Consider the following 24981-nt stretch of genomic DNA (forward strand, 5'->3'; position numbering starts at 1 on the left):
GGCGGTCCGCCCCGGGCGGACCGGGTCCGGACCTTCGGCCCGGCGTCGCGCACCGCGGCGCCGGGCCTTTCTGCATCGCGGGCGATGAGTTCTCGCCCGCTCCACGGTCACTCCCCTGCCGGCCCCGATGACCAGGAGGAACCGTGACAGAGGTCCACACGCTCGACGTCCCCGGCGCGCGCCTGCACTACGAGGTGCGCGGCTCCGGCCCGCTGCTGGTCGTCGTGGGGTCGCCGATGTCGGCGGCGCACTTCGCCCCGCTCGCCGACGCCCTCGCCGCGGACCACGCCGTCGTCACCACCGACCCGCGCGGGATCGCGAACAGCCCGCTCGAGGACCCGACGGTCGACGTGCCCGTCGAGCAGCGGGCGGACGACGTCGTCACCATTCTCGACGCCCTCGGCGCGGGCACCGCGGACGTGTTCGGGTCCAGCGGCGGTGCGACCACGGGGCTCGCGCTCGTCGCGCGGCACCCGGAGCGGCTGCGCACCCTCGTCGCGCACGAGCCGCCGCTGATCGAGCTGCTGCCGGACCGCGAGGCCCGGATCGCCGCGAGCGAGGACGTCGTGGCGACCTTCCACGCCGAGGGCCCCGGCCCGGCCTTCGCGAAGTTCATGGCCGCTGCTGGCTTCGGGGGCGACGACGCCGGAGCCCCGGCCGAGCCGCCGCCGGGCCCGCCGCCGTCGGAGCAGGACCTGCGCGACGCCGAGCGCTTCCTGGCCCACGACCTCATGGTCACGACCCGGTACGTGCCCGACGTCGAGGCGCTGCGGGCCGCGCCGACCCGGATCGTCGTCGGCCTCGGCGCGGACTCCGGGCACCTGCTGACCCACGCGACGTCGACGGCCCTGGCCGAGCGGCTCGGGCTGGCGCCGACGCTCTTCCCCGGCGACCACGGCGGCTTCCTCGGCGCCCCGGTGGAGTTCGCCGAGGTGCTGACGAAGGTGCTGACCGGGTGATCAGCTGAGGGCGCGGCGGCCTGCGAGGGCGCGGCCGAGGGTCATCTCGTCCGCGAACTCGAGGTCGCCGCCCATCGGCAGGCCCGAGGCCAGCCTCGTGACGCTGAGCCCGGGGAAGTCCTTGAGCAGCCGGACGAGGTAGGTCGCGGTCGCCTCGCCCTCGGTGTTCGGGTCGGTCGCGATGATGACCTCCCCGATGTCGCCCTCGTCCGTCGCCGGGCCGGTGCCACCGAGCCGCGCGAGCAGCTCGCGGATCCGCAGCGACTCCGGGCCGATCCCACCCAGCGGGTCCAGCGCGCCGCCGAGCACGTGGTAGCGGCCCTTGAACTCGCGGGTCCGCTCCACCGCGAGGACGTCCTTCGGTTCCTCGACCACGCAGACGACCGTCGGGTCGCGGCGCGCGTCGGAGCAGTAGCGGCAGCGTTCCTTCTCCGAGACGTTGCCGCACACCTCGCAGAACTGCACGCCCTGCTTGACCTTCTGCAGGACCTCCTGGAGGCGGGTGACGTCCGCGGCGTCGGCGGCGAGCAGGTGGAACGCGATGCGCTGCGCGCTCTTCGGACCGACGCCGGGCAGCCGGCCCAGCTCGTCGATCAGGTCCTGGACCGGTCCCTCGAACACGTCAGACGCCGGGGAGGCCGAACCCGCCGAGGTCGCCCAGGCCGCCGGTCAGCGGGCCCATCTTCTCGGCCTGCAGCTCCTGCGCGGCGCGCGAGGCGTCCTGGATGGCCCCGACCAGCAGGTCCTGCAAGGTCTCGACGTCCTCGGGATCCACGATCTTGGGATCGATCTCGACGCGGCGGATCTCGCCCGCCGCCGTCTGGGTGACGCGCACGAGCCCGTTGCCCGCCTGGCCCGTCACCTCGGCCTCGGCGAGCTCCTGCTGCGCCGTCATGAGCTGTTCCTGCATCTTCTGCGCCTGCTGCAGGATCATCGACATGTCCGGCTGACCACCCGGTTGCACCAGAACACTCCTCGAGGTCTCGCCCGCGTGTGCGGTCTCGCGGCCCAGGGTAGCCGTGACAGGCTGTCCGCCGTGTCCGCCCCGCGTCGCGCCCTCGTCCTGACGCCGGCCCTGCTCCTGCTGGTCGCCTGCGCGAGCGCCCGGCCCGAGGCGCCCGCCCCGCCCGCCCCGTCGGTGGCCGTCCCCACCAGGAGCGTCGTCGCGTCCCCCGCCTCCCCCACAGCCACGCCTGCGCCGACGCGGACGGTCGTCCTCGACCCCGGGCACAACGGCGGCAACGGCTCCGCCCGCGCCGCGATCACCCGCCAGGTCCCCGACGGCCGCGGCGGCACCAAGGCCTGCAACACCACCGGCACGTCGACCGACGCCGGCTACCCCGAGCACGCCTTCACCTGGGACCTGGCCGGCCGGGTCCGCGCGCACCTCGAGGCCGCCGGCGTCGGCGTCGTCCTCACCCGGACCTCCGACGACGGTGTGGGCCCCTGCGTCGACGAGCGCGGCAAGGCCGGCCAGCAGGCGGGCGCCGATCTGCTCGTCTCGCTGCACGCCGACGGGGCCACGGCGGCCGGGCACGGCTTCCACGTCGCCTACTCCTCACCGCCGCTCAACGCGGCGCAGTCCGGCCCCGCCGTCGCTCTGGCCCGTGACCTGCGCGACGCCCTGCACGGCGGCGGCTTCCCGACCAGCACCTACGTCGGCCGCGACGGCCTGTCCCCGCGGCCCGACCTGGGCGGGCTGAACTTCGCGACGGTGCCGGCCGCCCTGGTGGAGTGCGCGAACATGCGCAACGCCGAGGAGGCCGCCGTGGTCTCGTCGGCCGAGGGCCGGGAGCGCTACGCCGCCGCGATCGCGACGGGAATCCGGAACTTCCTCGGCGCGCTGCCGGGCTGATCCTTTCGTAGGGTCGCCGCGGTGCACGCCGAACAGCTCCTCGCGCTCCCCACCTGGCGGGCCTTCGACGTCGACGACGCCGCCCGGGTCCTCGCCGGCGGCGACGCCTCCGGCTCCGTCCAGCTCGTCGAACTCGCCCCCGACGGCACCGCCACCCCGCTGACCACCTTCGACAGCTCCTGCCGGGGGCGGTACCTGCCGGGCGAGCGACGGGTCGTCGTCGAGCACGACCGGAACGGCAACGAGCGTGCCCAGCTCAGCCTGCTCGACCTCGCCTCCGGCGAGCTCGTCCCGCTCGTCGACGACCCGGAGCACGTGAACCTGCTGCTCACGGTGCTGCCCGGGCGGGTCGTCTACATGACGAACCGGGACGACGGTGTCGGGTTCGACCTGGTGATCCACGGTGTCGACGCCGGGGTCGAGGAGACCGTGCTGACCGGGCTGGGGCCGATCGGTGAGGTCGCGGCCGACGCGGACGGGCGCCGCCTGCTCGTCACGGTGCCCGGCGAGGCGGCGATGACGGACCGGCTGCTGGCCGTCGACCTCATGCCCGAGACCGAGGGTGGGCGGGTGCAGGTGCTCGCCGAGGGCGCGCGGTTCGTGCGGCCGCAGTTCGCCGGCGACGAGGTCGTGGTCAGCACGGACGCGCGTCGGGACCGGATCGGCGTCGCGCTGCTCGGCAGCTCGTGGCTCGCCGCCGACGACGACGCCGACCTCCTCGGCCTCCTCGCGCCGGACGGCGCCACGCTGCTGGTGGTGCGGTCGGCCGAGGGTGTCGACACGCTCCGGCTGCACGACGCGGCGACCGGGGAGCCGCGGACGACGGTCGCGCTGCCGGTCGACGGGGTCGTCACGCGGAACCCGCCCGTGTTCTCGCCGTCGGGGCGGTACGCGGCGCTGTCGTTCACCGCCCCCGACACGCCCGGCGACGTCGTGCTGCTCGACCTGGGGTCCGGCGAGGCCTCGCCGGTGACCCACACCGTGGCCTCGTGGGAGGGACCGCCCCTCGTGCATCCGGTGGACGTGCGGGTGCCGGCGGCGGACGGCGAGCAGGTGCCGTGCGCGGTCTACCGGCCGGCCTCGCCCGACGGGTCCGCGGTGGTCGTCCTGCACGGCGGACCGGAGAGCCAGGCGGTGCGCAGCTTCGACCCGGTCGTGCAGCTGCTCGTCGCCGCCGGGCACACGGTGCTGGTGCCGAACGTCCGCGGGTCCACCGGGTTCGGGAAGCGCTGGTACTCGGCCGACGACCGGGAGCGGCGCCTCGACGTCCTGCTCGATCTCGCCGCGCTGCACGACGCCCTGCCTGGCCTGGGCTGCGATCCCGCCCGGGCGGCGCTGTGGGGCCGGTCGTACGGCGGCTACCTCGTGCTGCTCGGGTTGGCGTTCCAGCCGGAGCGGTGGGCGGCGGGGGTCGACATCGCGGGAATCTCCAGCCTGGTCACGTTCCTGCAGAACACCGCCCCGCACCGCCGGGCGTTCCGGGCGCGCGAGTACGGCGACGACCCCGCGTTCCTCGCCTCGGCGTCGCCGCTCACCCGGGCCGACGAGATCCGCGCGCCGCTGCTGGTGGTGCACGGGGAGCACGACCCGCGGGTCCCGGTCTCCGAGGCGCGGCAGATCGCCGAGGCCACCGGCGCCGAGCTGCTGGTCTTCCCCGACGAGGGCCACGGTCCCGACAAGCGGGAGAACAAGATCACCGCCTTCACCCGGGGCCTCGACCTCCTCGCCCACCTCTGAACCTCCTTGAGCCGAGAGCCCCGCCCCGCGAGTCGCGCTGTGCGCTCCCGCGAGTCGGGAGTTCTGGCACCGCGAGTCGGGAGTTCTGGCACCGCGAGTCGGGCTGTGTGCTCCCGCGAGTCGGCCTGTGTGCTCCCGCGAGTCGGCCTGTGTGCTCCCGCGAGTCGGCCTGTGTGCTCCCGCGAGTCGGCCTGTGTGCTCCCATGAGTCGGGCTGTGTGCTCCCGCGAGTCGGGCTGTGTGCTCCCGCGAGTCGGGCTGTGCGCTCCCGCGAGTCGGGCGTTCTGACACCGCGAGAAGGCCTGTGTGCTCCCGCGAGTCGGCCTGTGTGCTCCCGCGAGTCGGCCTGTGAGCTCCCGCGAGTCGGCCTGTGAGCTCCCGCGAGCGGGCCTGGGCTTGCGCGAGTCGGAAGTCCGGCTCCCCGAGTCGGGCCCTGGGCTTCCGCGACTCGGGCCCGGCACTTCCCGAGTCGGGGCGTGCCTGCGTCGTGGTGCGGCAGCGCGCTGTCGGGCGGCTCAAGCACCACATGGTGCGCAGCGGTCCACGATGATCGCCGGATGTGGAGCGCTGACCGCGGTGAGCGCGGCGGCCGCTCCTGAACTCGCGATCATGGGAACACGCGATGCCGGTGCACACGGCCCCGCCGCGATCCGAGGGCCGGCAGATGCGCCGAAGGACCGTGATCGATCCGAGGGTGACGCTGTTGCTGCGAGAGCGACAGTCCCGTGACGCTCACGCCGCCAACTCAGCAGATGATCGATCCGAGCGACACGCTACTGCTCCCCACCCCCCGCGCCCGTGACACTCGAAACGATCTTGAGCTCTCACCAGGCCGACTCACGGTCGCCGAGGCACCGCGATCCCTTCGACCCGCGATCCTGGGAACGCGATGCCGGTCGTCCGCCGCTCCGCGAGAGAGATCCGATGGCCGGCACAACTACTGGAGGACCGTGATCGATCCGAGGGTGACGCTGTTGCTGCGAGAGCGACAGTCCCGTGACGCTCACGCCGCCAACTCAGCAGATGATCGATCCGAGCGACACGCTACTGCTCCCCACCCCGCGCTCCCGTGACACTCGAAACGATCTTGAGCCCTCACCAGGCCGCTCGCGGTCGCGGACACCGTGCTCCTCCGGAAGAACAGTGCAGGCGGTCCCGGATCGCGCGGGTGTGCGGGCGGTCAGCGCTGGTCGAAGGCGCGGGCGCCGAGCTGCGAGGAGAGCAGCTCGATAGCGACCTCCTCGGGGTCGCGGCGCACGCTGCGCTCCGCGCGGGACGCGTCCGCCTCGGCGAACATGGCTTCCTCGTCGTCCGGCGGCGGTTCGTCGGACGGCGGCTCCGGCGGGAGCGGGATGCCGTCGTCGGTACCGCCCCCACCACGGGGACGCTGCGGCGCCGGGCGGCGCGGCTCGGGGCGCTCCGGTCGCGTCGGCTCCGGACGCGGCTGCTCCGGCTCCGGGGCCTCGCGGCGCGACGGGCGCTGTGGCGCGGGCCGCTGCGACGCCTGACGGGGCGGTGGCTGGGCGGGACCGCCGCCCTCGCCCGTCTCGCAGCGGACGCGCCACTGCACGCCCAGCACCGCGCGCAGTGCTTCGACGATCACGTCCGTGTTCCGCTGGTCCGAGAGCCGCCGGGCCAGCGGCGGCGAGGCGATGCTCAGGACCAGGGTGTCCTCCTGCACCGCGCGAACCGTCGCGTTGACCAGCAGCGCCTCGGTGCTGCGGCTGCGCTGCCGTGCCGCGGCGAGGATCTCCGACCACACGCGCCGGACGGCGCTCGCGTCGAGGCCATGGCCCGCAGGAGCGGCAGTGGCTGCGGCGGCTGGCTCCGCGAGGGGCTCCGCCGCGGACGCAGGACGGCTCGGGGCCGCCGGCTGCGCCGGTGCCTCGGCCCGCGCGGGAGCCCTGGTCGACGCCTCGCGGCGCAGGGGTTCACCACCCCGGCCAGCGGCGTCGTCGCCTGCAGACCCGCGCCCCGAGGTACCGCGGACGGCGTCCTCCGAATCGACACCCTGGCGTCCCGGCGTACCGGGGACGGCGGGCTCCGAATCGACACCCTGACGTCCCGGCGTACCGGGGACGGCGGGCTCCGAACCGGCACCCTCGCGTCCCGGCCCACTGCGACCGGCGGGCTCAGGAGCAGCGGGCTCCTGCCGCGAGGCGCCGCGGCCGGCATCGTCGGTCTCACGCCCTGCGCCACCCCCGCCGGCGGGCTCGGCGCCAACGGCCTGAGGCGCCGCGTCGCCGCGGCCGGCAGGCTCAGCACCAGCAGGCTCGCGCCCCGCGACTCCGTCGCCGGCAGGCTCGGGATCGGCACGCCCTGGGGCACCGCGGCCGGCGGACTCCGCACCGGCAGGCCCGCGCTCCGCGACACCCCGGTCGGCCGGCTCGGAGCCCGCGGCCTCGCCCGACGGGGCGCCATGCTCGGTCGTCCCCGGGCCGGCAGCCCCGGGCCCGGCAGGGATCTGGTCAGCCGTCGCGTCCGTTCGGGCGGAACCCTCGCGCCCGGTGCCTGCCTCGCCTGCCACGTCATCGCGCTCGGTGGCCCGACCCGCGACAGCTCCACGACCCGGCGCCTCACGGCCCGGGTCCGTTCGACCGGCCGCCTCGCGGCCGGACGCCTCCACCCCGAGGTCCGAACCCTGTGCCGAACCTCCGCCGTGTCCGGCTGCCTCGGGACCGGAGGCGGCGGCAGACGTCCTTCCGTCGGCCTCCGGGTCGCCCTCCGCCGAAGGGCCGCCCGACGCGCCGGGGTCGCCGTGCGTGGGCGCGCCGGAGCGAGCAGCGGACGGGCTCGGCCCTGCAACCTCGTCGCCCCCGCCCGCGGCCGGTGAGGTGACCACATCGGCCGACGGCGCGCGGTCCTCCACGGACCCACCCTCGCGGCCAGCGGGTTCCTGTCCGCTCGCGGCGCCTTCCGGCACCTGTGCACGGCGGGCCCCGTCGACCTCGGGCGCACCGCCCGGCTGCGCGGTCCGGGGCGCCGCTGCGCCCCCCTGCGCCCGCTGCGACGGCCGGACGAACCGCGGCGCGCCCTCCGCGCCGGCGGCTCCCCCACCCGACGCGGCGGGAGCCGCGCCACGGGGCCGGGCGGATGCCGTATCACCCGCACCACCAGCCGGGGCCGCACCGGCGGACGGCGCCGCCCCACCCGGCTCGGGCGCGATGGCCTGCCGCCGCTCGACCCGCTCGAGACGCTCGAGCAGCCCGGCGTCGGACGTCGTGGCCGCGGGCAGCAGCATCCGCGCGCACAACAGCTCGAGCAGCAGACGCGGCGCGGTGGCCCCCCGCATCTCGGTGAGCCCGGCGTGCACGATCTCGCCGTACCGGGTCAGCGTGGCCGGGCCCAGCCGGGCGGCCTGCTCGACCATGCGGGACACCTCGTCCGCGGCCGCCTCGACCAGTCCCTGCTCGGCGGCCTCCGGCACGGCCTGCAGGAGCATCAGGTCGCGCAGGCGCTGCAGCAGGTCCGAGGCGAAGCGGCGGGGATCGTGGCCGGCCTCGACCAGCCGGTCCACCGCCTGGTAGACGGCGGCGCCGTCGGCCGCGCCGAGGGCGTCGACCACGTCGTCGATCAGGGCGACGTCCGTGACGCCGAGCAACGCCACCGCGCGCTCGTAGGTGACGCCCTCCGGCCCCGCGCCGGCCAGCAGCTGGTCGAGCACCGAGAGCGTGTCCCGCGCCGAGCCGCCGCCCGCGCGGATGACCAGCGGGTACACCGCGGGCTCGACGTGCACGTCCTCGTCGGCGCAGATGCGTTCGAGCAGCGACCGCAACGTCCCCGGCGGGATCAGCCGGAACGGGTAGTGGTGCGTGCGCGACCGGATGGTGGGCAGCACCTTGTCCGGCTCGGTGGTCGCGAAGACGAAGACGAGGTGCTCGGGCGGCTCCTCGACGATCTTGAGCAGGGCGTTGAAGCCCTGCGTGGTGACCATGTGCGCCTCGTCGACGATGAACACCCGGTACCGCGACTCGGCCGGCGCGTAGAAGGCGCGGTCGCGGAGCTCGCGCGCGTCGTCCACGCCGCCGTGCGACGCGGCGTCGAGCTCGACGACGTCGATGTTCCCCGGCCCCTCGGGCGCGAGTGCGATGCACGAGGAGCAGACGCCGCAGGGATCCGGGGTGGGCCCCTCGACGCAGTTCAGCGAACGGGCCAGGATCCGCGCCGACGACGTCTTGCCGCAGCCCCGCGGGCCGGAGAACAGGTACGCGTGGTTGATCCGGCCGGCCGCGAGTGCCGTACCGAGGGGTTCGGTGACGTGTTCCTGCCCCACCACCTCGGCGAACTTCGCCGGGCGGTACTTCCGGTACAGAGCCAGCGCCACGCGATCGAGGCTACCCACCACCCCCGACAAGACCGGGAAGGGGCGGAGCGGGGAGAGAACGAAGGGGACCCCGCGCACCCGCCAGAGCCCGCTGACCCTTGCTGCCTTCCGGCCCTGGGGGAGTTCACAGGATGGACGCCGCGCGGGGTCCGGTGCCGAGTGTAGCCACATCCGTCGGGGAGGGTCCCGGGGCGGGGGTCGGAACACGCGTCGCGTATCGTTCCCGCCGGAGGATTCGCCTAGTGGCCTAGGGCGCACGCTTGGAAAGCGTGTTGGGAGCAATCCCTCAGGGGTTCGAATCCCCTATCCTCCGCCACGCGAGCACGAGCGCCGGGTCGAGGCCCGGCGTTCGTCGTTCTCGGGCCTCTCCGGCGTCGTCGGCGCGGTCCCCTCCACCGTGCCTGCGACAGCGCCCACTACAGCGCCTACGACAGCGCCCGCTACAGCGCCGTCTCGAGCCCCGCTCCCGCCCGTTCGGCCGCGTCCAGCACCACCGCCGCGGCCGCCACGTCGAGCACCGCCACCCCCACCGACTTGTAGACGGTGGGCTGCTCGTCCCAGGCCCGGCCGGGGCGCAGGCCGCCGAGGACCTCCCCGAGCTCGAGGACGACGTCGGGGTGGATCCTCCCTCGCTCGAGCAGTTCGGCGAGGTCGTTCGAGCCGACGGGGTACGGGGCGAGGGTGGTCGCGCGGTGCTCGACCACGATCTGCGCGCGGGTGAGCAGGGCCGCGTCCACCTCCCGTCCCTCCGGGCGGTAGCCGACGGAGGCCACGTGCACCCCGTCCGGCAGGCCGTCCGGCCCGACGAGCGGCCGGAGGGTGCTGGTGGCCGCACATACCACGTCCGCGTCGTGCAGCGCCCCTTCGATCGTGCAGACCCGGGCGGTGACGCCCTCCGCCGCGAGCGAGTCGACGAGCGCGGCGACCTTGTGCGGGTCGCGCCCACCGATGCGGATCTCCTCGAACGGGCGCATCCGTGCGACGTAGCGCGCGTGGGCCTGCGCCTGGGGTCCGGTGCCGAGCACGGCGAGGACACGGGCGTCGGGCCGGGCCAGGGCCCGGACGGACAGCGCCGACGCCGCCGCGGTGCGGTCGGCCGTGATGACGTCGCCGTCCATCAGCGCCCGCAGGGTGCCGTCCTCCGGCGCGAACACGGCGACGAGGGCCTGGTGCGTCGGCAGGCCCAGCGAGTCGTTCCCGGGGTAGAGGGTCAACAGCTTCGCGGCGACCACGCCGAGCGTCTCGCTGTACGCCGGCATCGCGGCGAGGATGCCGAGCTCGCCGACCTGCGCCGCGATCCGCGGCGGGACGGACGCTCTCCCCGTGCTGAGGTCGACCAGGGCCGTCGAGACCGCGTCGAGGAGCGCGTCCGGGTCGAGGAGGGCCCGGACGGCGGCTCGGTCGAGCAGGCGCATCGGACGATGGTGCTGACGGGCCCGGCCGCCGTCAACGCCCGGAACGACGAACGCCGGGGGGCCCTTGCGGGCCCGCCCGGCGGGTCTGGCGGTAGCGGTGGGATTTGAACCCACGGAGGCGTGAACCTCACGCGCTTTCGAGGCGCGCTCCTTCGGCCGCTCGGACACGCTACCGGGAACAAGGTTACAAGCCGGGTCCCGCGACGTTTCAGGCCCCCCGGTGCCCCGCGAAGAACGCCTCCAGCAGCGCCGCGGCCTCGGCGGCCCGGACCCCACCCACCACCTCGGGGCGGTGGGTGAGCCGCCGGTCGCGCAGGACGTCCCACAGCGATCCGGCCGCCCCGGTCTTCGGCTCCCACGCCCCGAACACCACCCGCTGCACACGGGCGAGGCCGAGCGCGCCGGCGCACATGGTGCAGGGCTCGACGGTCACCGCCAGCGTGCAGCCCTCCAGCCGCCACTCCCCCCGGGCCCGCGCGGCCTCGCGCAGCGCGAGGATCTCGGCGTGGGCGGTGGGGTCGCCCAGGGCCTCCCGGGCGTTGGCGGCCACGGCCAGCTCGCGACCCACCGCGTCGACGACGACCGCGCCGATCGGCACGTCCCCGGTCCGCAGGGCACCGGCCGCGACGTCGAGGGCGCGGCCGAGCAGCACGTCGTCGGCCGAGGTGGGCAGCACCCGCCCATCGTGCCCGCTCAGCGCCAACGCCCGCTCCGCAAGCTCCGCTCAGCGCCGATGCCCGCCCCGCAAGCCCCGCTCAGCTGCCGACGAGCTTCGCCAGCTCCTCGGCGAACCCGCAGCGGCGGCCGATCGCGGCCAGCTGCTCGTCCGGGTACAGCTCGATCTCGCCGGCGAGCACGCCCAGCTCCTCGGCCGGCAGCCCGAGGTCGGCGAGGATGGCGAGGTCGCCCTCGGGCCACGGGTCGTCGTCGAGCGCGTCCTCGTCGGGCGGGAGCTCCACCCGCAGCAGGTCGAGCACGTCGGCCGCGACGTCGTAGTCCAACGCCGCGGCGGCGTCGGACACCATGAGCGACACCCCGTTGGGCACCGGGCGGAGGAGGACGAAGAACTCGTCGTCGACGTCGAGGAGCCCGACGACCGCGCCGGTGGACCGCAGCCCGCGCAGTTCGGTGATCGCGGCGTCGAGATCGACCAGGGCGTCGGGATCCAGGCGCACGCACCGCCAACGCCCCTCCTCCCGGATCGCGGCGACCGCGAACCCGGGCAGCGAGGAACCGCGCGCCTCCGTGGGCGCCTCCACCGTCTGCACCGGCATACGACCACGGTAGGCGTGTTCGCGCTGTGTCACAAACCACAATTCGGGTGGAGGTGGGCGCGGTGCCAGGATCGGGAGCGTGCCCGACCTCGCGACCGCCCCCGCCACCCTCCTGGGCGCCGCCCGGTCCCTGCAACCCCGCGCCGTGGCGCTGCGCCGGGCCCTGCACCGCAGGCCCGAGGTGGGCCTGCACCTGCCGCACACGCGCGACGCCCTCCTCGCCGACCTGGCCGACCTCCCGCTGCGCCTGCACCTCGGCCGCGGGCTGAGCTCGGTCGTCGGGGTGCTGGAGGGGGTGCGGCCCGGCCGCACCGTGCTGCTGCGCGCCGACATGGACGCGCTGCCGCTGCCGGAGGACGTGCCCGGCCCGTTCCGCTCCGAGGTCGACGGCGTGATGCACGCCTGTGGCCACGACCTGCACGTCGCGATGCTGGCCACGGCGGCCCGGCTGCTCTGCGCGCGGCGCGACCGGCTCACCGGCCGGGTGGTGCTGATGTTCCAGCCGGGCGAGGAGGGCTTCCACGGCGCCCGGCAGATGATCGAGGAGGGGCTGCTGGAGCGCCGCGGTCCCGGCGGCCGGCCCGACGCCGCGTACGCCCTGCACGTCAGCGCCACCATGCCGAGCGGCGAGGTGCACACCCGGCCGGGGCCGATCATGGCGGCGGCCGACGTCGTCCGGGTCACGGTCACGGGGCGTGGCGGCCACGCGTCGGCCCCGCACCACGCCGTCGACCCCGTGCCGGCGGCCGCCGCGATGGTCGGTGCCCTCCAGACCATGATCACCCGGAAGGTGGACACGCACGACCCGACCGTGCTGACCGTGAGCCGGATCAGCGCCGGGACGACCGACAACGTCATCCCGGAGACCGCGGAGCTCGAGGGCACCCTGCGGACGATGTCGGAGGGCGTGCGCCGGGCGGTGCGGACCGAGATCGAGCGGGTCTGCACGCACACCGCGCTCGCGCACGACTGCACCGCGCGCGTCGAGATCGAGCCGGGCTACCCCGTGACCGTCAACGACCCGGCCGCCACCACGCGGTTGTCCGACGTCGCGCGGCGGCTGCTCGGCGACGCCCGGGTCGGCACCCTCGCCACCCCGATCATGGGCGCCGAGGACTTCGCCTACGTGCTGGAACGGGTGCCCGGCGCCCTCGCCTTCCTCGGCGCCTGCCCGCCCGGGGCCTCGCCGCACGACGCCCCGCCCAACCACTCCAACCGCGTGCGGTTCGACGAGGCGGTGCTCCCCGCGGGCGCCGCCCTCTACGCGGCGCTGGCCCTGCTCTGAACGACTCCGACGGAGTGGCAGGCTGGGACGGGTGACCAGCCTGCGCGATCTCTCCCTCGCCCTGCGCTCCGGCGAGCTCTCGCCCGTCGAGCACGTCCGCGACGTCCTGGACCGGCTCGCCGCCGACGAGCACGCGGCCGTCGTCACCCTCGACGCGGAGCGCGCCCTGGCCACCGCCGAGGAGCGCGCCGCGGAACTGGCCCGGCACGAGTGGCGCGGCCCGCTGCACGGCGTGGCGGTCGGGGTGAAGGACCTGTTCGACGTCGTCGGACTGCCCACCCGCGCGGGCTCGGCGGTGCTCGCCGACGCGCCGGCCGCGACCACCGAGGGCCCGGTCGTGGCGCGGCTGCGCGAGGCGGGGGCGATCATCGTCGGGAAGCTGGCCACGCACGAGTTCGCCTACGGCCCGACCGGCGACGTCTCCGCCACCGGCCCCGCCCGCAACCCGCACGACCGCACGCGGATCACCGGCGGCTCCTCGTCCGGCTCGGCCGCGGCGGTCGCCGCCGGGCACCTGCCGATCGCGCTCGGCACCGACACCGGGGCGAGCGTGCGGACGCCCGCGGCGCTCTGCGGGGTGGTCGGGCTCAAGCCGGAGTTCGGCACCCTCTCCGCCGACGGGGTGTTCCCGCTGGCCGAGACGCTCGACACCGTCGGGATCCTCGCCGCGGACGTGCACTCGGCGTCCGTCGCCTGGGACGTCCTGTCCCGCCCGGACGGCACCGGCGGCGGCATCCAGCCGCCCGGGATCCGTGGCGCGCACGTCGGCGTCCTGGTCGACGACTACTGGCAGGCCACCGACCCGGTGCTGGCCGAGGCGGTGCGGGAGTCGGTGCGGCTGCTGGAGAAGGCCGGCGCGGAGGTCTTCGAGGTCCGGACGCCCTTCATCGACGAGCTGGCCGGGGTCTACGCCGAGATCGTCGGGGCCGAGGCCTACGCGACGCACCGCGAGTGGCTCGCCACCCGACGGCAGGACTACCAGCCGGAGACCGCCGAGCGGCTGGAGATGGTCGCCGACCGACCCGCGTACGCGTACGTGGCGGCGCAGCGGACCCGGAAGCGGCTCACCGCCGAGTTCCGGGCGGCCGTGTCGGACATGGACGTGCTGGTGAGCGCCACCACGCGCCTGCGCGCCACCCGGATCGGCGAGCGGAAGGTCGACGGCGTGCCGGTCCGGTCGTCGATGCTGGCGCTGACGAGCCCGTTCAACCTCACCACGTGGCCCTCGGTGTCGGTCCCGGCGCCCGTGGCCGCGGGTGAACTGCCCGCGGGTGTGCAGATCACCGGGATCCGGCTCGAGGAGCGCGGAATCCTGCGGGTGGCGGGGGCGCTGGAACGGGGCTGAGTGCCCTGCCGGGCGCGGGGATGCCGGGGACCGCGGGTCGGCTAGCCTGCTCGCCCATGCGAGCGTTGTGCGTGGTGGGGACCGGGCTGATCGGCGGGTCGCTGCTGCGCGCGGCGCGGGCGGCGGGCCGGGAGTGCTGGGGCGTCGCGGCGTCCGACGGCACCGCCGAGGCGGCCCGGGAGGACGGCTTCGACGTCACCACCGACCTCGACGACGCCCTGCGCCGGGCCGGCGAGGCCGACGCGCTGGTGCTGGTCGCGGTGCCGCTGCCCGCGGTCGAGGGCGTGCTGACGCGGGTCGACGCGGTGGCGCCGACGGTCCGGCTCACCGACGCCGTGAGCGTCAAGGTCGCGGTGGCCGACGCCGTCGCCACCTTCGCCCCGCGCGCCCGCTACGTCGGCGGGCACCCGATGGCCGGCACGGCCGAGTCGGGGTGGGCGGCCGGCGACGGCGCACTGTTCCACGGCGCGGCCTGGGTGGTGATCGCCGACGACGGCGTCGACCTCGAGGTGTGGAAGGACGTGGCCGAGCTGGCCTGGGCCTGCGGCTCGCGCGTGGTCCCGGCGGCCGCCGACGAGCACGACCTCGCGGTCGCCCGGATCTCCCACCTCCCGCACCTGCTCGCCGCGGTGCTGGCCACGGTCGGCGCCGGCGAGCCCGACGACGACCTGGCCCTCGCCCTCTCCGCGAGCTCCTTCGCCGACGGCACCCGGGTCGCGGGCACCCGCCCCGAGCTGACCCTGGCCATGTGCGAGGGCAACCGGTCGGCACTGCTCGCCGCGGTCGACGAGGCGCTCGGCCGGCTCGGCGCGATGCGGGGGGCCCTCGCCTCGACCGGTGGGCTCAGGGCCACCGTCGAGTCCGGGTACCTCGCGCGGCAACGCTGGGCCTCCACCCGCGAGCCGCTGGCCCTGGAGGTCTCGCTCGACGGCCCCGACGCGCTGGCCGAGCTGCGCGAGCTCGGCCGCCGCGGGGACGTGGTCGGCGGCTGGAAGTAGCCCGCCCCAGCTCGGCCCGGCCGCGGCCCCGGGGTCAGCTCTGGCCGGCCGGCTCCGCGCGCTCGTTCGACACCAGCGCGGCGAGACCCGGGTAGGAGATCACGAACCCCTCCGCGTCGACCTCCAGCTCGGCCCGGGTCCCCGACCAGGAGAACTCGACCACCGCCGGCGAGTTCCCCTCGGCCGGCCGGACGGTCCGGTACCGCTGCGTCGTCGTGCTGACCTCGAGGTGCGGCAGCGACACGAACACCAACGGGAGCTCGACGTCGACGCGCCCGCGGTGCGCGTTCAGCCTGCGGATCGGCAGGGCGTTGAACAGCGGGCTGAAGGCCAGGCCCACGTCGGAGCCGTCGTAGTCCCGGCGTGCGCTGCCCGACCCGTCGTCGAAGAGCCAGAAGCCGTCCTCGGTGCGGTTGATCGTGAGGTGCCTCTCGAACCCGGTCGTCGCGGCGCTGAGCGAGAGCCGCCCGAGCGTGCCGTCCTCGCGGACGACGAGGCTGTACGACGCCGTGAAGTCGCCCTCCGGGTCCGGCCGGACGATCCGGCCGTGGGCGCGGAACCCGGCGGGACCGGGGCCGAAGTGCACGCGGGTGCCCTCGAGGCCCGGGCGGCCGTCGGCCTGCCAGGTGAGCATTGTCGTCATCGACACCACCGTAGGGAGCGGGGACGGACGCGGGACGCCCGTCGGCGAGCAGGTGATCTACAGGGAGGGCGGTAGCGCGCGGTCCCCGGTCGGCGCGACCGGGGACCTCGGCCGCTCGTCGGCTCCGGCCGGTGCCCGGCCCGCCGGTTGGTGCATGTCCACGGTGGGTGCCCCCTTCTCGAGCATCGCCGTCCGCGTCATCCAACACCCCCGTGGCGCGGGTTTCCAGACATGTCGACCCTCACCGGTCCTCCCGCCGCACCTCGGAGGGGTCGACGTCGGCACGGATCCCGCGGAACACCGGCTGGCGCAGCTGCCCGTCGGACGTCCAGCCGTGGTGGGCCACCTCGACCGCGACGACCGGCTCGCACCAGTGCGCCCCGGCGGCCTCGGCCCGGGGCGGGCGCCCGCGGAAGGGCGACGCGTCCGTCTCCAGGTCCGTGACGAGCTCGCCGAGGACGCGCTGGACCACGGCCCCCGCGAGGCTCACCGGGATCCGGCCCGCGTAGACCAGGTCGCCGCCGTCGGGGATCCCGAGCAGCAGGGCCGCGACGCGGGTGCCCTGCCCCGACCGCTCCGGCCGCCAGCCGCCGATCAGGCAGGTCTGGGTGTGCCGGTGGGTCACCTTCACCCAGGCGGGGCTCCGGCGGCCCGGCCGGTACTCCGACTCGCGGCGCTTGGCGAGGATGCCCTCCATCCCGCGCCGCCCGGTGGCCTCGAACAGCGCGCGCCCGTCCGTGTAGAGCGGCGAGAGCTGCAGCGTGGGCACCGAGGCCGTGTCGAGCCGCTCGAGGGTCGCGCGGCGCTCGTGCATCGGTCGTTCCAGCAACGGGACGCCGTAGAGCCGCAGCACGTCGAACACCATGAAGGTCACGGGCCGGGCCAGGGCGCGGGTCCGGGAGACCGGCCGGTGCACCCGGTCGGCGAGCGCGGCGAAGCTGGGGACGCCGTCCTCGAGCAGGACGACCTCGCCGTCGAGCACGACGTCCGGCGCGATCGCGGTGAGCCCGGCCAGCTCGGGGAAGGTCGCCGTGACGTCCCGGCCCGCCCGCGTGACCAGGCGGGCCTCACCGTCGGTGACCTCGGCGAGCAGCCGCATGCCGTCCCACTTCACCTCGTAGACCCACTCCGCCCCCGTGGGGAGCGGTCCGGGAGTGGCGAGCATGGGCTGCACACCGTCATGCTGTCACCCGACGAGCCGTCACGGACGGCAACCGGTGCGGAAGGGACGGGCCTCGATGCGCGCGATGTGGAGCGGCGCGGTGTCCTTCGGACTGGTCAGTGTGCCGATCAAGCTGTACTCGGCCACGACCAACCACGACATCCGCTTCCACCAGGTGCACGGCGCCGACGGCGGCCGCATCCGGTACAAGCGGACCTGCACGGTGTGCGGCGAGGTCGTGGAGTACGCGGACATCGTGAAGGGCTACGAGACCGAGGACGGCGAGCTGATCACGCTCGACGAGTCCGATCTGGACTCGCTGCCGGTGGCCAGCGGGCACGAGATCGACGTGGTCGAGTTCGTGCCGGCGGACCAGATCGACCCGCTGCTGTTCGACAAGAGCTACTACCTCGAGCCGGAGACGAAGGCCGCGAAGCCCTACGCGCTGCTGCGCGAGGCGCTGGCCGAGACCGACCGGATGGCGATCGTGCGGTTCGCGCTGCGGCAGCGGGAGAGCCTGGCGCTGCTGCGGGTGCGCGACAGGACGATCGTGCTGCAGACGATGCTGTGGCCGGACGAGGTGCGCGAGCCGGACTTCGACATCCTCGAGCAGGACATCGAGCTGCGGCCGCAGGAGAAGCAGATGGCCGCGTCCCTGATCGAGAGCATGGGCGCGGACTTCGACCCGTCCGAGTTCCACGACGAGTACCGCGACGCCGTCGTCGAGCTGATCGAGTCGAAGAAGGAGCACGGCGACACCAAGCCCGCCCCGGTCGAGCAGAAGCGCGAGGACGAGGGCGACTCGATGACCGACCTGCTCTCGGCGCTGCAGGCCAGCGTCGAGGCCGCGCGCGGCTCGTCCGGCAGGAAGCCGGCGACGAAGGCCGGGCCCGACCCGCAGGAGGCCGAGGAGCCGGCGGAGGAGAAGCCGGCCCGCCGCAAGCCGACCACGCGTCGCAAGAAGGCCGACGAGGGCGAGGACGGGGCCGAGAAGAAGACCACGACGCGCAAGCGTCGCACCGCCTGACGGGCGTGCCCACCGTCCCGCGGGACGGTGGGCACGCACGTGCGGTCAGGGGCCGAGCGAGCTCTGCGCCGGCGTCTGGTCCTTCTGCAGCGAGCCGAACAGCGCGCTCGCCCGGGTCTTGTCCCACCGGACCACCGACTGCCCGCCGATGGTGGGCGTGCTCCCGACCGGCGCGGTCGTGGCGATGCCCCCGTTGGTCACGCCACGCATGGCGAGGCCGAGCTGGGCGACGTTCCAGATGTGGTCGTTGTCGTCGACGGTGACCAGGCCGGTCATCGCGTCGGCCAGCGGGATCACCCGGAACGGGTTGACCAGCGTGCCCACGCTCGTCGCCTTCGCGATCAGCGCGGACAGGAACTCGCGCTGCCGCTGCACGCGGTCGAAGTCCGAACCCGCCGTCGCCCGGGTGCGGACGTAGCCGAGCGCGGTCTGCCCGTCGAGCTCCTGGCAGCCGGCCTGGATGTCGAGTGCGGCCTTCGGGTCCGTGATGGCCTTCGGCACGCAGAGGTTCACGCCGCCCACCGCGTCGACGGCGTCGACGAACCCGCCGAAGCCGATCTCCGCGTAGTGGTCGATGTGCAGCCCGGTCGCCGCCTCGACGGTGCTGATGAGCAGCTGCGGGCCGCCGAAGGCGTAGGCCGCGTTGAGCTTGTTGCTGCCGTGCCCGGCGATGGGGACGTAGGAGTCGCGCGGCAGGCTGACCAGCACCGATCCGGAGCTGCCGGAGTGCAGCAGCATGATCGTGTCGGTGCGCTGGCCGGCGGCGTCGCCCGTGCCGAGCCGCTCCTCGTCCTCGGCGGAGAGGTCGGCGCGGCTGTCCGAGCCGACGATGAGCCAGTTCGTGCCCGAGGACTCCGCGGTGCTGTCGGCGGGCAGGGCCTGGACCCGGTTGAGGTTCTGGTCGAGGTAGACGCCCCAGCCGATCAGGGCGATGACGACCAGCGCGAGAGCGATCTTGATCCGCCGACCCCAGCGCCCGGGACGGCGGGTGGGGGGCTGCTTCGGCGGGCGGGTGCGCGCCGGCGGGCGGTACGTCTCCGCGGCGGGGGCCGACGACGGCATCATCCGCGTGTTCTGCGGCGGTGGCGGGCCCTGCCGCGGGGGCGGCCCCACCGGCCGGCCCGGGGGCGGCGGCGGACGGCCCCCGGGCGGCGGCCCGGGGCGGCGCTGCGGCTGGGCGGTCCAGCCCGGCCCGCCGCCGCGCCGCGGGGGCGGCGCGCCCCTGCCCGGCGGCGGCCCGGACGGGCCGCGTCGGTCACCGTTCATCCGTCCCTGCACCGTCCCGTCGGTGTCGATGCTCGCTCCGCAAGCCCCGCTCGAGGCGATGCTCGCTCCGCGGACCACGGTAGCGAGGGGCCGTAGCGGTCCCTCACCCCTGGGACGCACGGGACGGGGCGAGGTTGCGCGACGGGCCGGAACCCGCGCCGGCCGGGGCCGGCGGCGGGCCGGACGGATCAGCGTGGGCCGCTCACTTCAGCAGCTCGTGCCCCTCGAACCTGCCGAGCTCCTCGCGGTAGAACTCGAGCCCGACGCCGTTGGGGTCACGGATGTAGAGGCTGTTCTCGACGCCCCGGTCCGGGCCGAGGTAGTCGATGCCGGCCTCGTCGAGGCGCGCCTTCGCCCGCTCGAACTCCTCCGGCGTGGTGGACAGGGCGAGGTGCTGCACCGCGCCGATGGTCTCGCTGAAGTCCGGGTGGTCGTGGCCCGGGAAGTCGAAGAAGCCCAGCAGGTTGCCCTGGCCGATGTCGAAGAAGAAGTGGCTGGAGCCCCGGTAGTCCCGGTTCTCCACGAGCTCGACGAGCGGGAAGCCCAGCAGCTCCTGGTAGAAGCGGATGGTCTCCTCGACGTCCTTGCAGATCAGAGCGAGGTGATGGACGCCCTGCACGGTGGTCGGCTTACGGTCGGCGGGCGCCTGCAGGTACTTCCCGCGCAGGTCGGCGCGTCGGGCGCGGATGGCCTCGAGCTCGGCTCCCTCGGGCTGCGGCATCGGACTCCCCTTCCGTCGGTGGTGCCCCGTCCAACGATTGTTGAGCGTGCAACATTCCGTGCCCGCTCCCGGAAACCGTAGCGCCGCGCGGCATGATCGGCCCGTGGATCCGCTGCCGTTGTGCGAGGACGACCTGACCGATCCGGGGGTGCTCGAACCGCATCGTGTCGTGCCACGCCGGGTGCGGCTGCCGGAGGCCGCGGTGCTCTGCTTCTTCCCCGAGGTCGTGGCCGCACTGCCGGCGGTGCGGACGGTCCACCTGACGTCGGAGCTCGGCCCGTGGCCGGTGCACGAGATCGAGCGGGACGGGCGGCGGCTGGCGGTGATCCAACCCGGTGTCGGGGCGCCGCTGTCCGCGATCTTCCTCGAGGAGCTGGTCGCGCTCGGTGTGCGGGCGGCGGTGGCGGTCGGCGGGGCGGGCTCGCTCGTGCCGGAGCTGACCGTCGGGCATGCGGTCGTGGTCGACAGCGCCCTGCGCGACGAGGGCACCTCCTTCCACTACCTGCCCGCCGGGCGGATCGTGGAGGCCGACCCCGCCGGCGTCGCCGCCCTCTCCGGGGCGCTCGACGCCGCCGACGTCCCCTACGTCACGGCCCGCGCCTGGACCACGGACGGGTTGTTCCGCGAGACCCGCGGCCGGGTCGCGCGGCGGACGGCCGAGGGCTGCGCGGTGGTCGACATGGAGGCGTCGGCGCTGATCGCGGTGGCCCGGTACCGCGGGATCCGTCTCGCCCATCTGCTCTTCGCCGGCGACTCCCTCGCGGGCGAGGACTGGGAGCACCGGGGCTGGACCACCGCCGCCGAGGTCCGTGCCGCCCTGTTCGAGCTGGCCGCCGACGCCGCCCTGCGCCTCGACGCCCCCGCAGCTCGTCAGGGCTCCTGAAGGGCGGCCGCGTCACGCTGCACGCAGGGCCTCCACCAGGCCGGCGAAGCGGACGGGACCGGAGGTGTCGCCGGGGCGGTTGAAGCGGACCCGGTGGGCGAGGGAACCGTAGCGGCAGCGTAGGTCGGCGGCGACCTCCTTCTCCGTCCCGACCGAGCACATGGCCTCCAGGATCTCGTCGGTGACCAGCGGGACCATCTCCTCCCACCTGCCGCGCTTGGAGAGCGTGTTGAGGTCGGTCTGCAGGTCGCCCCAGCCGTGCAGCTCCAGCACGGGCCGGTAGGCGGGCGTGGAGCCGTAGAACGAGATCTGCCGGCGGACGGCCTCGACGTCGGCGTCGTCGAGCGCGACGAACGCCGAGAGCGCGATCTCCAGCGGCGCCAGGCCCTCGCCGCGGTGCGCCTCGACCTCGGGCAGGATCACCTCGCGCAGGTACCGTTCGGTGAGGAAGGGATGGGTGAACAGCCCGTCCGCGACCTGCGCGGTGGTCCGCAGCATGTGCGGCCCGACGGCGGCGAGGAACACCTTCGGCGGCCCGTACGGGTTCTCGGGCGGCACGAAGTTCGGCGTCATCAGCGTGTGGTCGTAGAACTCGCTGCGGTGGTGCAGCCGCTCGCCGGTGTCCCAGGCGTGCCAGATCGCCCGCAGCGCCACCACGAAGTCCTTCATCCGCGCCGCCGGCTTCGACCACGGCATCGAGAACCGGCGCTGGACGTGCGGGCGGATCTGGCTGCCGAGGCCCAGCACGAACCGGCCGCGGGAGAAGCGCTGCAGGTCCACGGCCTGGTACGCGACGGTCATCGGGGTGCGGGCGAAGGCGATCGCGACCGAGGAGCCCAGCTCCAGCCGGGTCGTGTGCTCGGCGCCGACCGCGATCGGCAGGAACGCGTCGGCCCTGTTCTCGCTGTTCCAGGCGCCGTCGAAACCGAGCTCCTCGGCGGTCCGGGCGTCCTCCGCCACGTGCTCGAGGCCGTCCCGCAACCGCGCGTCGATCTTCACGGGGTCCGACTCTGCCCCGCGCCCGCCACACCGGTCAACGACCGCTAGCGCGCCAGGTGCGTCAGCGAGTCGCCGGCCGTCCGGATGCCGCCGAACAGGATGATCGCAGCGGCGACCGCGATCATCCCGATCATCAGCCCGAACGTGCCGCGCGGGCCGAACGCCGCCAGCCCGGCGACCACGATGTAGGGCTGCACCGCGCCGCCCAGGTGGCCCAGGCCGTCGCCGATGGACATGCCGGAGGCGCGGGCACGGGTGGGGAACACCTCCGAGGTGTAGGCGTAGCCCAGCGCCGGAGCCATGATCCAGATCCCGGCGAGGAACGCGCCGGCGATCAGCAGCCCCGGCCCGTGGCTGAGCGCGATCAGGGCGATGCCGACCATGCCGACGACGCCGGCCGCCGCCGCCGAGTGCTTGCGGTTCCAGCGGTCGATGATCAGCACCGACCCCAGCCCGCCGACGAGGAACCCGAGGTCACCGATGGCGCTGTAGAGCAGGCTCTCCGAGACGCCCATCGCCTTGAGCAGCGTGGGCAGGTAGGCCAGGTACGCGTAGGCGGCCATGTAGCTGAAGAACCAGAACAGGAAGACGACGATCACCCGGCTGAGATAGGGCGGGCGCAGCAGCTCCCAGGTCGGGAAGGTGGTGAGGTCGGCCTCGGCCTCGGCAGGTCGCGGTGCGGGCAGCGTGTGCCCCCGGGCCCGGACGTGGGTCTCCATGCGGTCGAGCAGCGCGTCCGCCCGGTCGGACCGGCCGTGCAGCACGAGCCAACGCGGCGACTCGGGCACCCAGCGGTCGTTGAGGAAGATCAGCACGACGATCGCCAGGGCACCGAGGGCGAACACCACCCGCCAGCCGATGTCCGCGGGCAGCCAGGAGATCAGGCCGAGCCCGATCCACGGTGCCGCCGCGAGCCCGACGCCGCCCCAGAACACGTTGAGGGCCACCCCGCGCCCGCGCAGCCGCGGCGGGGACAGCTCGGTCATGATCGTCGCGGCCAGCGCGATCTCCGCGCCCATGCCCAGGCCGGTGACGGCGCGGAAGACGGCGAGGCTGGTCACGCTCCAGGACAGCGCGGTGAGGACGGCCCCGACGGACAGCAGCACGACCGACAGCGCCAGGGCTCGGCGCCGGCCGATGTAGTCGGCGAGGCTGGACAGGACGTAGGCGCCGACGATGTAGGCGAACAGGTTCGTCGTCACCGGCAGTGCGAGATCGGCGCCGCTGAGCCGGAAGCGCTCCTCCAGCACCGGCAGGGTGACCCCGATCGCGGTGATGTCGTAGAAGGTGAAGAAGTACGACGCCCCGACCACGACGAACACCACTGGCGAGAGCCCGAAGGCCGGAAGTCGGTCGAGTCGGGCGTTCACCCCCGCGACGCGTTCCGCGGTGGCGTTCTGTGAACCCATGGTGGCCATGGCGGCCTCTCCCGGTCCGGCGGCGTGGTGCGCAGGAGTGTTGCACCGCGAAGTAGTTCACGCAGGGTGGATCACCTTGCGATCTCCTTCCGGGCCTTGCCGTCGAGGCTGAATGTCCGTACATTTCTCTCCAGTCATCCCGAGGGGAGAGACGATGAGCACCTGGCCGGTCAGCGGTTCACCCGCTCTGCCGGGCGTCGGGCTCCTCCGGGCCACCACCGCGAGGCTGGGGCGTGCCGGCCGGGTCGTGCGCGGAGCCGGCCCGGGGCTCGCGCTCGCCCTGGCGGTCGCCGCGGTGGCGACCGGCCTCGGCCGGCTCCTCCCGGTGCTCGGCGGGCCGGTGCTGGGGATCCTGCTGGGCGCGCCGGCGGGGGCGGTGATCCGGCCGGGGCGCATCCTGGCCCCCGGGCTCGCCGTGGCAGCCCGGCCGCTGCTGCAGGCGTCGATCGTGGTGCTCGGCACCGGCATCTCGCTGCAGCAGGTGGTGCGGGTCGGGCTCGGGTCGCTCCCGGTCATGCTCGGCACGCTCGCGGTGGCGCTGGGCGGCGGCTGGTTGCTCGGCCGGCTGCTCGGCGTCAGCGGCGACACCCGGGCCCTGGTCTCGGTCGGAACGGGCATCTGCGGCGCCTCGGCGATCGCCGCGGTCGCGTCCGTGATCGAGCCCCGCCGGACCGACCTCGCCTACGCCGTGGGCACGATCGTGACCTTCAACGTGGCCGCCGTGCTCCTCTTCCCGGTGGTCGGGCACGCGCTCGCGATGGACCAGGCGGCGTTCGGGCTGTGGGCCGGCACGGCGATCAACGACACGTCGTCCGTGGTGGCCGCCGCCGTCTCCTACGGGCCGCAGGCCGCACAGGAGGGCGTCGTCGTCAAGCTGACGAGGACCCTGATGATCGTGCCGGTCGTCCTCGCGCTGGCCCTGCTGCACGGGCGCCGGAGCGGCGGCGGTACCCGCCGGGTGCCGTGGCGGAAGGTCGTGCCGCTGTTCCTGGTCGGTTTCCTGCTGGCCGCCGGGGCGCAGAGCCTCGGGCTCGTTCCCGCGGGATGGCACGACGCCCTCGCTCTGCTCGGCACCTTCCTGCTGACGACGGCGCTGGCCGGCATCGGGCTCACCCTCCGGTTCGCCGACATGCGCGCCGCCGGGTTCCGCCCGCTGCTGCTCGGCGGCCTGCTGTGGGTCGCCGTGGCCGCGACGAGTCTGGGCCTGCAGGCCGTCACCGGCGCCCTGTGACCTGGACGGCGACCCGAGCGGCCTCGGGCGACGCCCGGCCGCCTCGCCAGGGCCTCGTGCCGGCGCGCACTGTCGGCGTTCATCCCGGTGATCGTCACCGCGTCCCCCACACCGCGTACTTCTGCGTGACGGCGTCGAGCGCGGCCACCGTCGAGGCGCCGCAGACGTGCGCGCCGGAGAGGTCGATCGTGATCTGCGCGGGGTCCTCGGCGCCGGTCGCGGCGGAGATCATCGCGGGGCCGGCCCCGACCAGGGAGACCCTCACGGCCGTGGTGAACGAGGCGAAGAGCCCGATCCGCGCGTCGACGCCCGCGATGATCGAGAAGGCGACCATCTCGGGATCAGGGCGAGCGCGACGACCAGGCCGGACAGCACCTCGTTGCGCAGGACGACGGGCCGCGCGAACGCGGACAGGACGGATGCGGCCACAGGAATGCCGA

General features: G+C 74.8%; 21 protein-coding genes, 2 tRNA genes, 1 other RNA gene and 1 pseudogene. 10 read left to right on the forward strand and 15 right to left on the reverse strand.

What is annotated here, in order from left to right:
• The first annotated feature begins 143 nt into the window (after positions 1-143).
• A complete protein-coding gene (locus tag LWC35_RS01735) occupies positions 144-959 on the forward strand; it encodes an alpha/beta fold hydrolase (protein ID WP_232868080.1) in 816 nt (271 codons plus the stop codon).
• On the opposite strand, the gene recR is transcribed toward LWC35_RS01735, so the two are convergent.
• Positions 960-1580, reverse strand: coding sequence for a recombination mediator RecR (gene recR, locus LWC35_RS01740; protein WP_232868081.1), 621 nt, complete (start codon positions 1578-1580; stop codon positions 960-962). It abuts the gene before it with no gap.
• 1 nt (position 1581) lies between these two features.
• Positions 1582-1923 (reverse strand): YbaB/EbfC family nucleoid-associated protein, encoded by a 342-nt coding sequence (locus LWC35_RS01745; RefSeq protein ID WP_081924365.1) that lies wholly within the window; start codon positions 1921-1923, stop codon positions 1582-1584.
• A 72-nt stretch (positions 1924-1995) separates the two neighbouring features.
• Between LWC35_RS01745 and LWC35_RS01750 the strand changes: the two genes are divergently transcribed.
• Both LWC35_RS01750 and LWC35_RS01755 read left to right on the forward strand, forming a co-directional pair.
• Positions 1996-2814, forward strand: coding sequence for an N-acetylmuramoyl-L-alanine amidase (locus LWC35_RS01750; RefSeq protein WP_232868082.1), 819 nt, complete (start codon positions 1996-1998; stop codon positions 2812-2814).
• 21 nt (positions 2815-2835) lie between these two features.
• Positions 2836-4551 (forward strand): S9 family peptidase, encoded by a 1716-nt coding sequence (locus LWC35_RS01755; RefSeq protein ID WP_232868083.1) that lies wholly within the window; start codon positions 2836-2838, stop codon positions 4549-4551.
• 2685 nt (positions 4552-7236) lie between these two features.
• On the opposite strand, the pseudogene LWC35_RS01760 reads toward LWC35_RS01755, so the two are convergent.
• Both LWC35_RS01760 and ffs read right to left on the reverse strand, forming a co-directional pair.
• Positions 7237-8874 (reverse strand): annotated as a pseudogene (locus LWC35_RS01760) (DNA polymerase III subunit gamma and tau); the annotation flags it as partial.
• 58 nt (positions 8875-8932) lie between these two features.
• An RNA gene (gene ffs / locus LWC35_RS01765) (signal recognition particle sRNA small type) lies at positions 8933-9029 on the reverse strand.
• A gap of 73 nt (positions 9030-9102) precedes the next feature.
• Between ffs and LWC35_RS01770 the strand changes: the two genes are divergently transcribed.
• Positions 9103-9190, forward strand: a tRNA-Ser gene (locus LWC35_RS01770).
• A 124-nt stretch (positions 9191-9314) separates the two neighbouring features.
• Here the strand turns inward: LWC35_RS01770 and LWC35_RS01775 are convergent.
• The 4 genes from LWC35_RS01775 to LWC35_RS01790 form a co-directional block, all read right to left on the reverse strand.
• Positions 9315-10289, reverse strand: a complete 975-nt coding sequence (locus LWC35_RS01775) for an ornithine cyclodeaminase family protein (RefSeq protein WP_232868084.1) — start codon at positions 10287-10289, stop codon at positions 9315-9317.
• A gap of 86 nt (positions 10290-10375) precedes the next feature.
• Positions 10376-10463: transfer RNA gene (locus LWC35_RS01780), tRNA-Ser, on the reverse strand.
• 34 nt (positions 10464-10497) lie between these two features.
• Positions 10498-10962: a nucleoside deaminase gene (locus LWC35_RS01785; protein ID WP_232868305.1), complete on the reverse strand. Its 465-nt coding sequence runs from the start codon at positions 10960-10962 to the stop codon at positions 10498-10500.
• 82 nt (positions 10963-11044) lie between these two features.
• Entirely contained in the window at positions 11045-11563 is a 519-nt protein-coding gene (locus LWC35_RS01790; protein WP_232868085.1) for a tRNA adenosine deaminase-associated protein, read from the reverse strand.
• A 79-nt stretch (positions 11564-11642) separates the two neighbouring features.
• On the opposite strand from LWC35_RS01790, the gene LWC35_RS01795 reads away from it, so the two are divergent.
• From LWC35_RS01795 to LWC35_RS01805, 3 genes are read left to right on the forward strand one after another with little or no spacing between them, the layout of a single operon-like run.
• Complete coding sequence (locus tag LWC35_RS01795) at positions 11643-12848, forward strand: M20 metallopeptidase family protein (RefSeq protein WP_232868086.1); 1206 nt, start codon at positions 11643-11645, stop codon at positions 12846-12848.
• 31 nt (positions 12849-12879) lie between these two features.
• Positions 12880-14193: an amidase gene (locus tag LWC35_RS01800; RefSeq protein ID WP_232868087.1), complete on the forward strand. Its 1314-nt coding sequence runs from the start codon at positions 12880-12882 to the stop codon at positions 14191-14193.
• Between the two features lie 56 nt (positions 14194-14249).
• Positions 14250-15191: a prephenate dehydrogenase gene (locus LWC35_RS01805; RefSeq protein ID WP_232868088.1), complete on the forward strand. Its 942-nt coding sequence runs from the start codon at positions 14250-14252 to the stop codon at positions 15189-15191.
• Positions 15192-15225: 34 nt separating this feature from the next.
• On the opposite strand, the gene LWC35_RS01810 is transcribed toward LWC35_RS01805, so the two are convergent.
• Positions 15226-15834, reverse strand: a complete 609-nt coding sequence (locus LWC35_RS01810; protein ID WP_232868089.1) for a putative glycolipid-binding domain-containing protein — start codon at positions 15832-15834, stop codon at positions 15226-15228.
• Positions 15835-16075: 241 nt separating this feature from the next.
• Positions 16076-16999 (reverse strand): non-homologous end-joining DNA ligase, encoded by a 924-nt coding sequence (ligD, locus tag LWC35_RS01815; protein ID WP_232868306.1) that lies wholly within the window; start codon positions 16997-16999, stop codon positions 16076-16078.
• Between the two features lie 73 nt (positions 17000-17072).
• Between ligD and ku the strand changes: the two genes are divergently transcribed.
• Positions 17073-18023: a non-homologous end joining protein Ku gene (gene ku, locus LWC35_RS01820; protein WP_232868090.1), complete on the forward strand. Its 951-nt coding sequence runs from the start codon at positions 17073-17075 to the stop codon at positions 18021-18023.
• Between the two features lie 45 nt (positions 18024-18068).
• Here the strand turns inward: ku and LWC35_RS01825 are convergent, their stop codons facing one another.
• Both LWC35_RS01825 and LWC35_RS01830 read right to left on the reverse strand, forming a co-directional pair.
• A complete protein-coding gene (locus tag LWC35_RS01825; RefSeq protein WP_232868091.1) occupies positions 18069-19088 on the reverse strand; it encodes an LCP family protein in 1020 nt (339 codons plus the stop codon).
• A 403-nt stretch (positions 19089-19491) separates the two neighbouring features.
• Positions 19492-20010, reverse strand: a complete 519-nt coding sequence (locus tag LWC35_RS01830) for a VOC family protein (RefSeq protein WP_232868092.1) — start codon at positions 20008-20010, stop codon at positions 19492-19494.
• A gap of 103 nt (positions 20011-20113) precedes the next feature.
• On the opposite strand from LWC35_RS01830, the gene LWC35_RS01835 reads away from it, so the two are divergent.
• The gene (locus tag LWC35_RS01835; RefSeq protein ID WP_232868093.1) at positions 20114-20893 is read left to right on the forward strand and encodes a nucleoside phosphorylase; all 780 of its coding nucleotides are present in this window, start codon (positions 20114-20116) and stop codon (positions 20891-20893) included.
• A gap of 12 nt (positions 20894-20905) precedes the next feature.
• On the opposite strand, the gene LWC35_RS01840 is transcribed toward LWC35_RS01835, so the two are convergent.
• Positions 20906-21892: a TIGR03617 family F420-dependent LLM class oxidoreductase gene (locus LWC35_RS01840; RefSeq protein WP_232868094.1), complete on the reverse strand. Its 987-nt coding sequence runs from the start codon at positions 21890-21892 to the stop codon at positions 20906-20908.
• 44 nt (positions 21893-21936) lie between these two features.
• Positions 21937-23301 carry an MFS transporter gene (locus LWC35_RS01845; RefSeq protein ID WP_232868095.1) on the reverse strand — a complete coding sequence of 455 codons (1365 nt, stop codon included), beginning with the start codon at positions 23299-23301 and terminating at the stop codon, positions 21937-21939.
• Positions 23302-23464: 163 nt separating this feature from the next.
• Here LWC35_RS01845 and LWC35_RS01850 point away from each other — a divergent pair, with 163 nt between their 5' ends.
• Positions 23465-24541 (forward strand): YeiH family protein, encoded by a 1077-nt coding sequence (locus tag LWC35_RS01850; RefSeq protein ID WP_232868096.1) that lies wholly within the window; start codon positions 23465-23467, stop codon positions 24539-24541.
• 94 nt (positions 24542-24635) lie between these two features.
• Here LWC35_RS01850 and LWC35_RS41215 read toward each other — a convergent pair whose 3' ends face one another.
• Positions 24636-24875, reverse strand: coding sequence for a hypothetical protein (locus LWC35_RS41215; RefSeq protein ID WP_308194434.1), 240 nt, complete (start codon positions 24873-24875; stop codon positions 24636-24638).
• Positions 24876-24981: the final 106 nt, after the last annotated feature.

The organism is Pseudonocardia kujensis (genome assembly GCF_021283305.1).
Lineage (GTDB): Bacteria > Actinomycetota > Actinomycetes > Mycobacteriales > Pseudonocardiaceae > Pseudonocardia > Pseudonocardia kujensis.

What these genes read in the sequence shown, in the direction of transcription:
- LWC35_RS41215 (WP_308194434.1), bottom strand. Translation starts at nt 24,875, where the DNA reads ATGGTCGCCTTCTCGATCATCGCGGGCGTCGACGCGCGGATCGGGCTC.
- ku (WP_232868090.1), top strand. Translation starts at nt 17,073, where the DNA reads ATGCGCGCGATGTGGAGCGGCGCGGTGTCCTTCGGACTGGTCAGTGTG.
- LWC35_RS01830 (WP_232868092.1), bottom strand. Translation starts at nt 20,010, where the DNA reads ATGCCGCAGCCCGAGGGAGCCGAGCTCGAGGCCATCCGCGCCCGACGC.
- LWC35_RS01845 (WP_232868095.1), bottom strand. Translation starts at nt 23,301, where the DNA reads ATGGGTTCACAGAACGCCACCGCGGAACGCGTCGCGGGGGTGAACGCC.
- LWC35_RS01805 (WP_232868088.1), top strand. Translation starts at nt 14,250, where the DNA reads ATGCGAGCGTTGTGCGTGGTGGGGACCGGGCTGATCGGCGGGTCGCTG.
- LWC35_RS01850 (WP_232868096.1), top strand. Translation starts at nt 23,465, where the DNA reads ATGAGCACCTGGCCGGTCAGCGGTTCACCCGCTCTGCCGGGCGTCGGG.
- LWC35_RS01825 (WP_232868091.1), bottom strand. Translation starts at nt 19,088, where the DNA reads ATGATGCCGTCGTCGGCCCCCGCCGCGGAGACGTACCGCCCGCCGGCG.
- ligD (WP_232868306.1), bottom strand. Translation starts at nt 16,999, where the DNA reads ATGCTCGCCACTCCCGGACCGCTCCCCACGGGGGCGGAGTGGGTCTAC.
- LWC35_RS01775 (WP_232868084.1), bottom strand. Translation starts at nt 10,289, where the DNA reads ATGCGCCTGCTCGACCGAGCCGCCGTCCGGGCCCTCCTCGACCCGGAC.
- LWC35_RS01810 (WP_232868089.1), bottom strand. Translation starts at nt 15,834, where the DNA reads ATGACGACAATGCTCACCTGGCAGGCCGACGGCCGCCCGGGCCTCGAG.
- LWC35_RS01790 (WP_232868085.1), bottom strand. Translation starts at nt 11,563, where the DNA reads ATGCCGGTGCAGACGGTGGAGGCGCCCACGGAGGCGCGCGGTTCCTCG.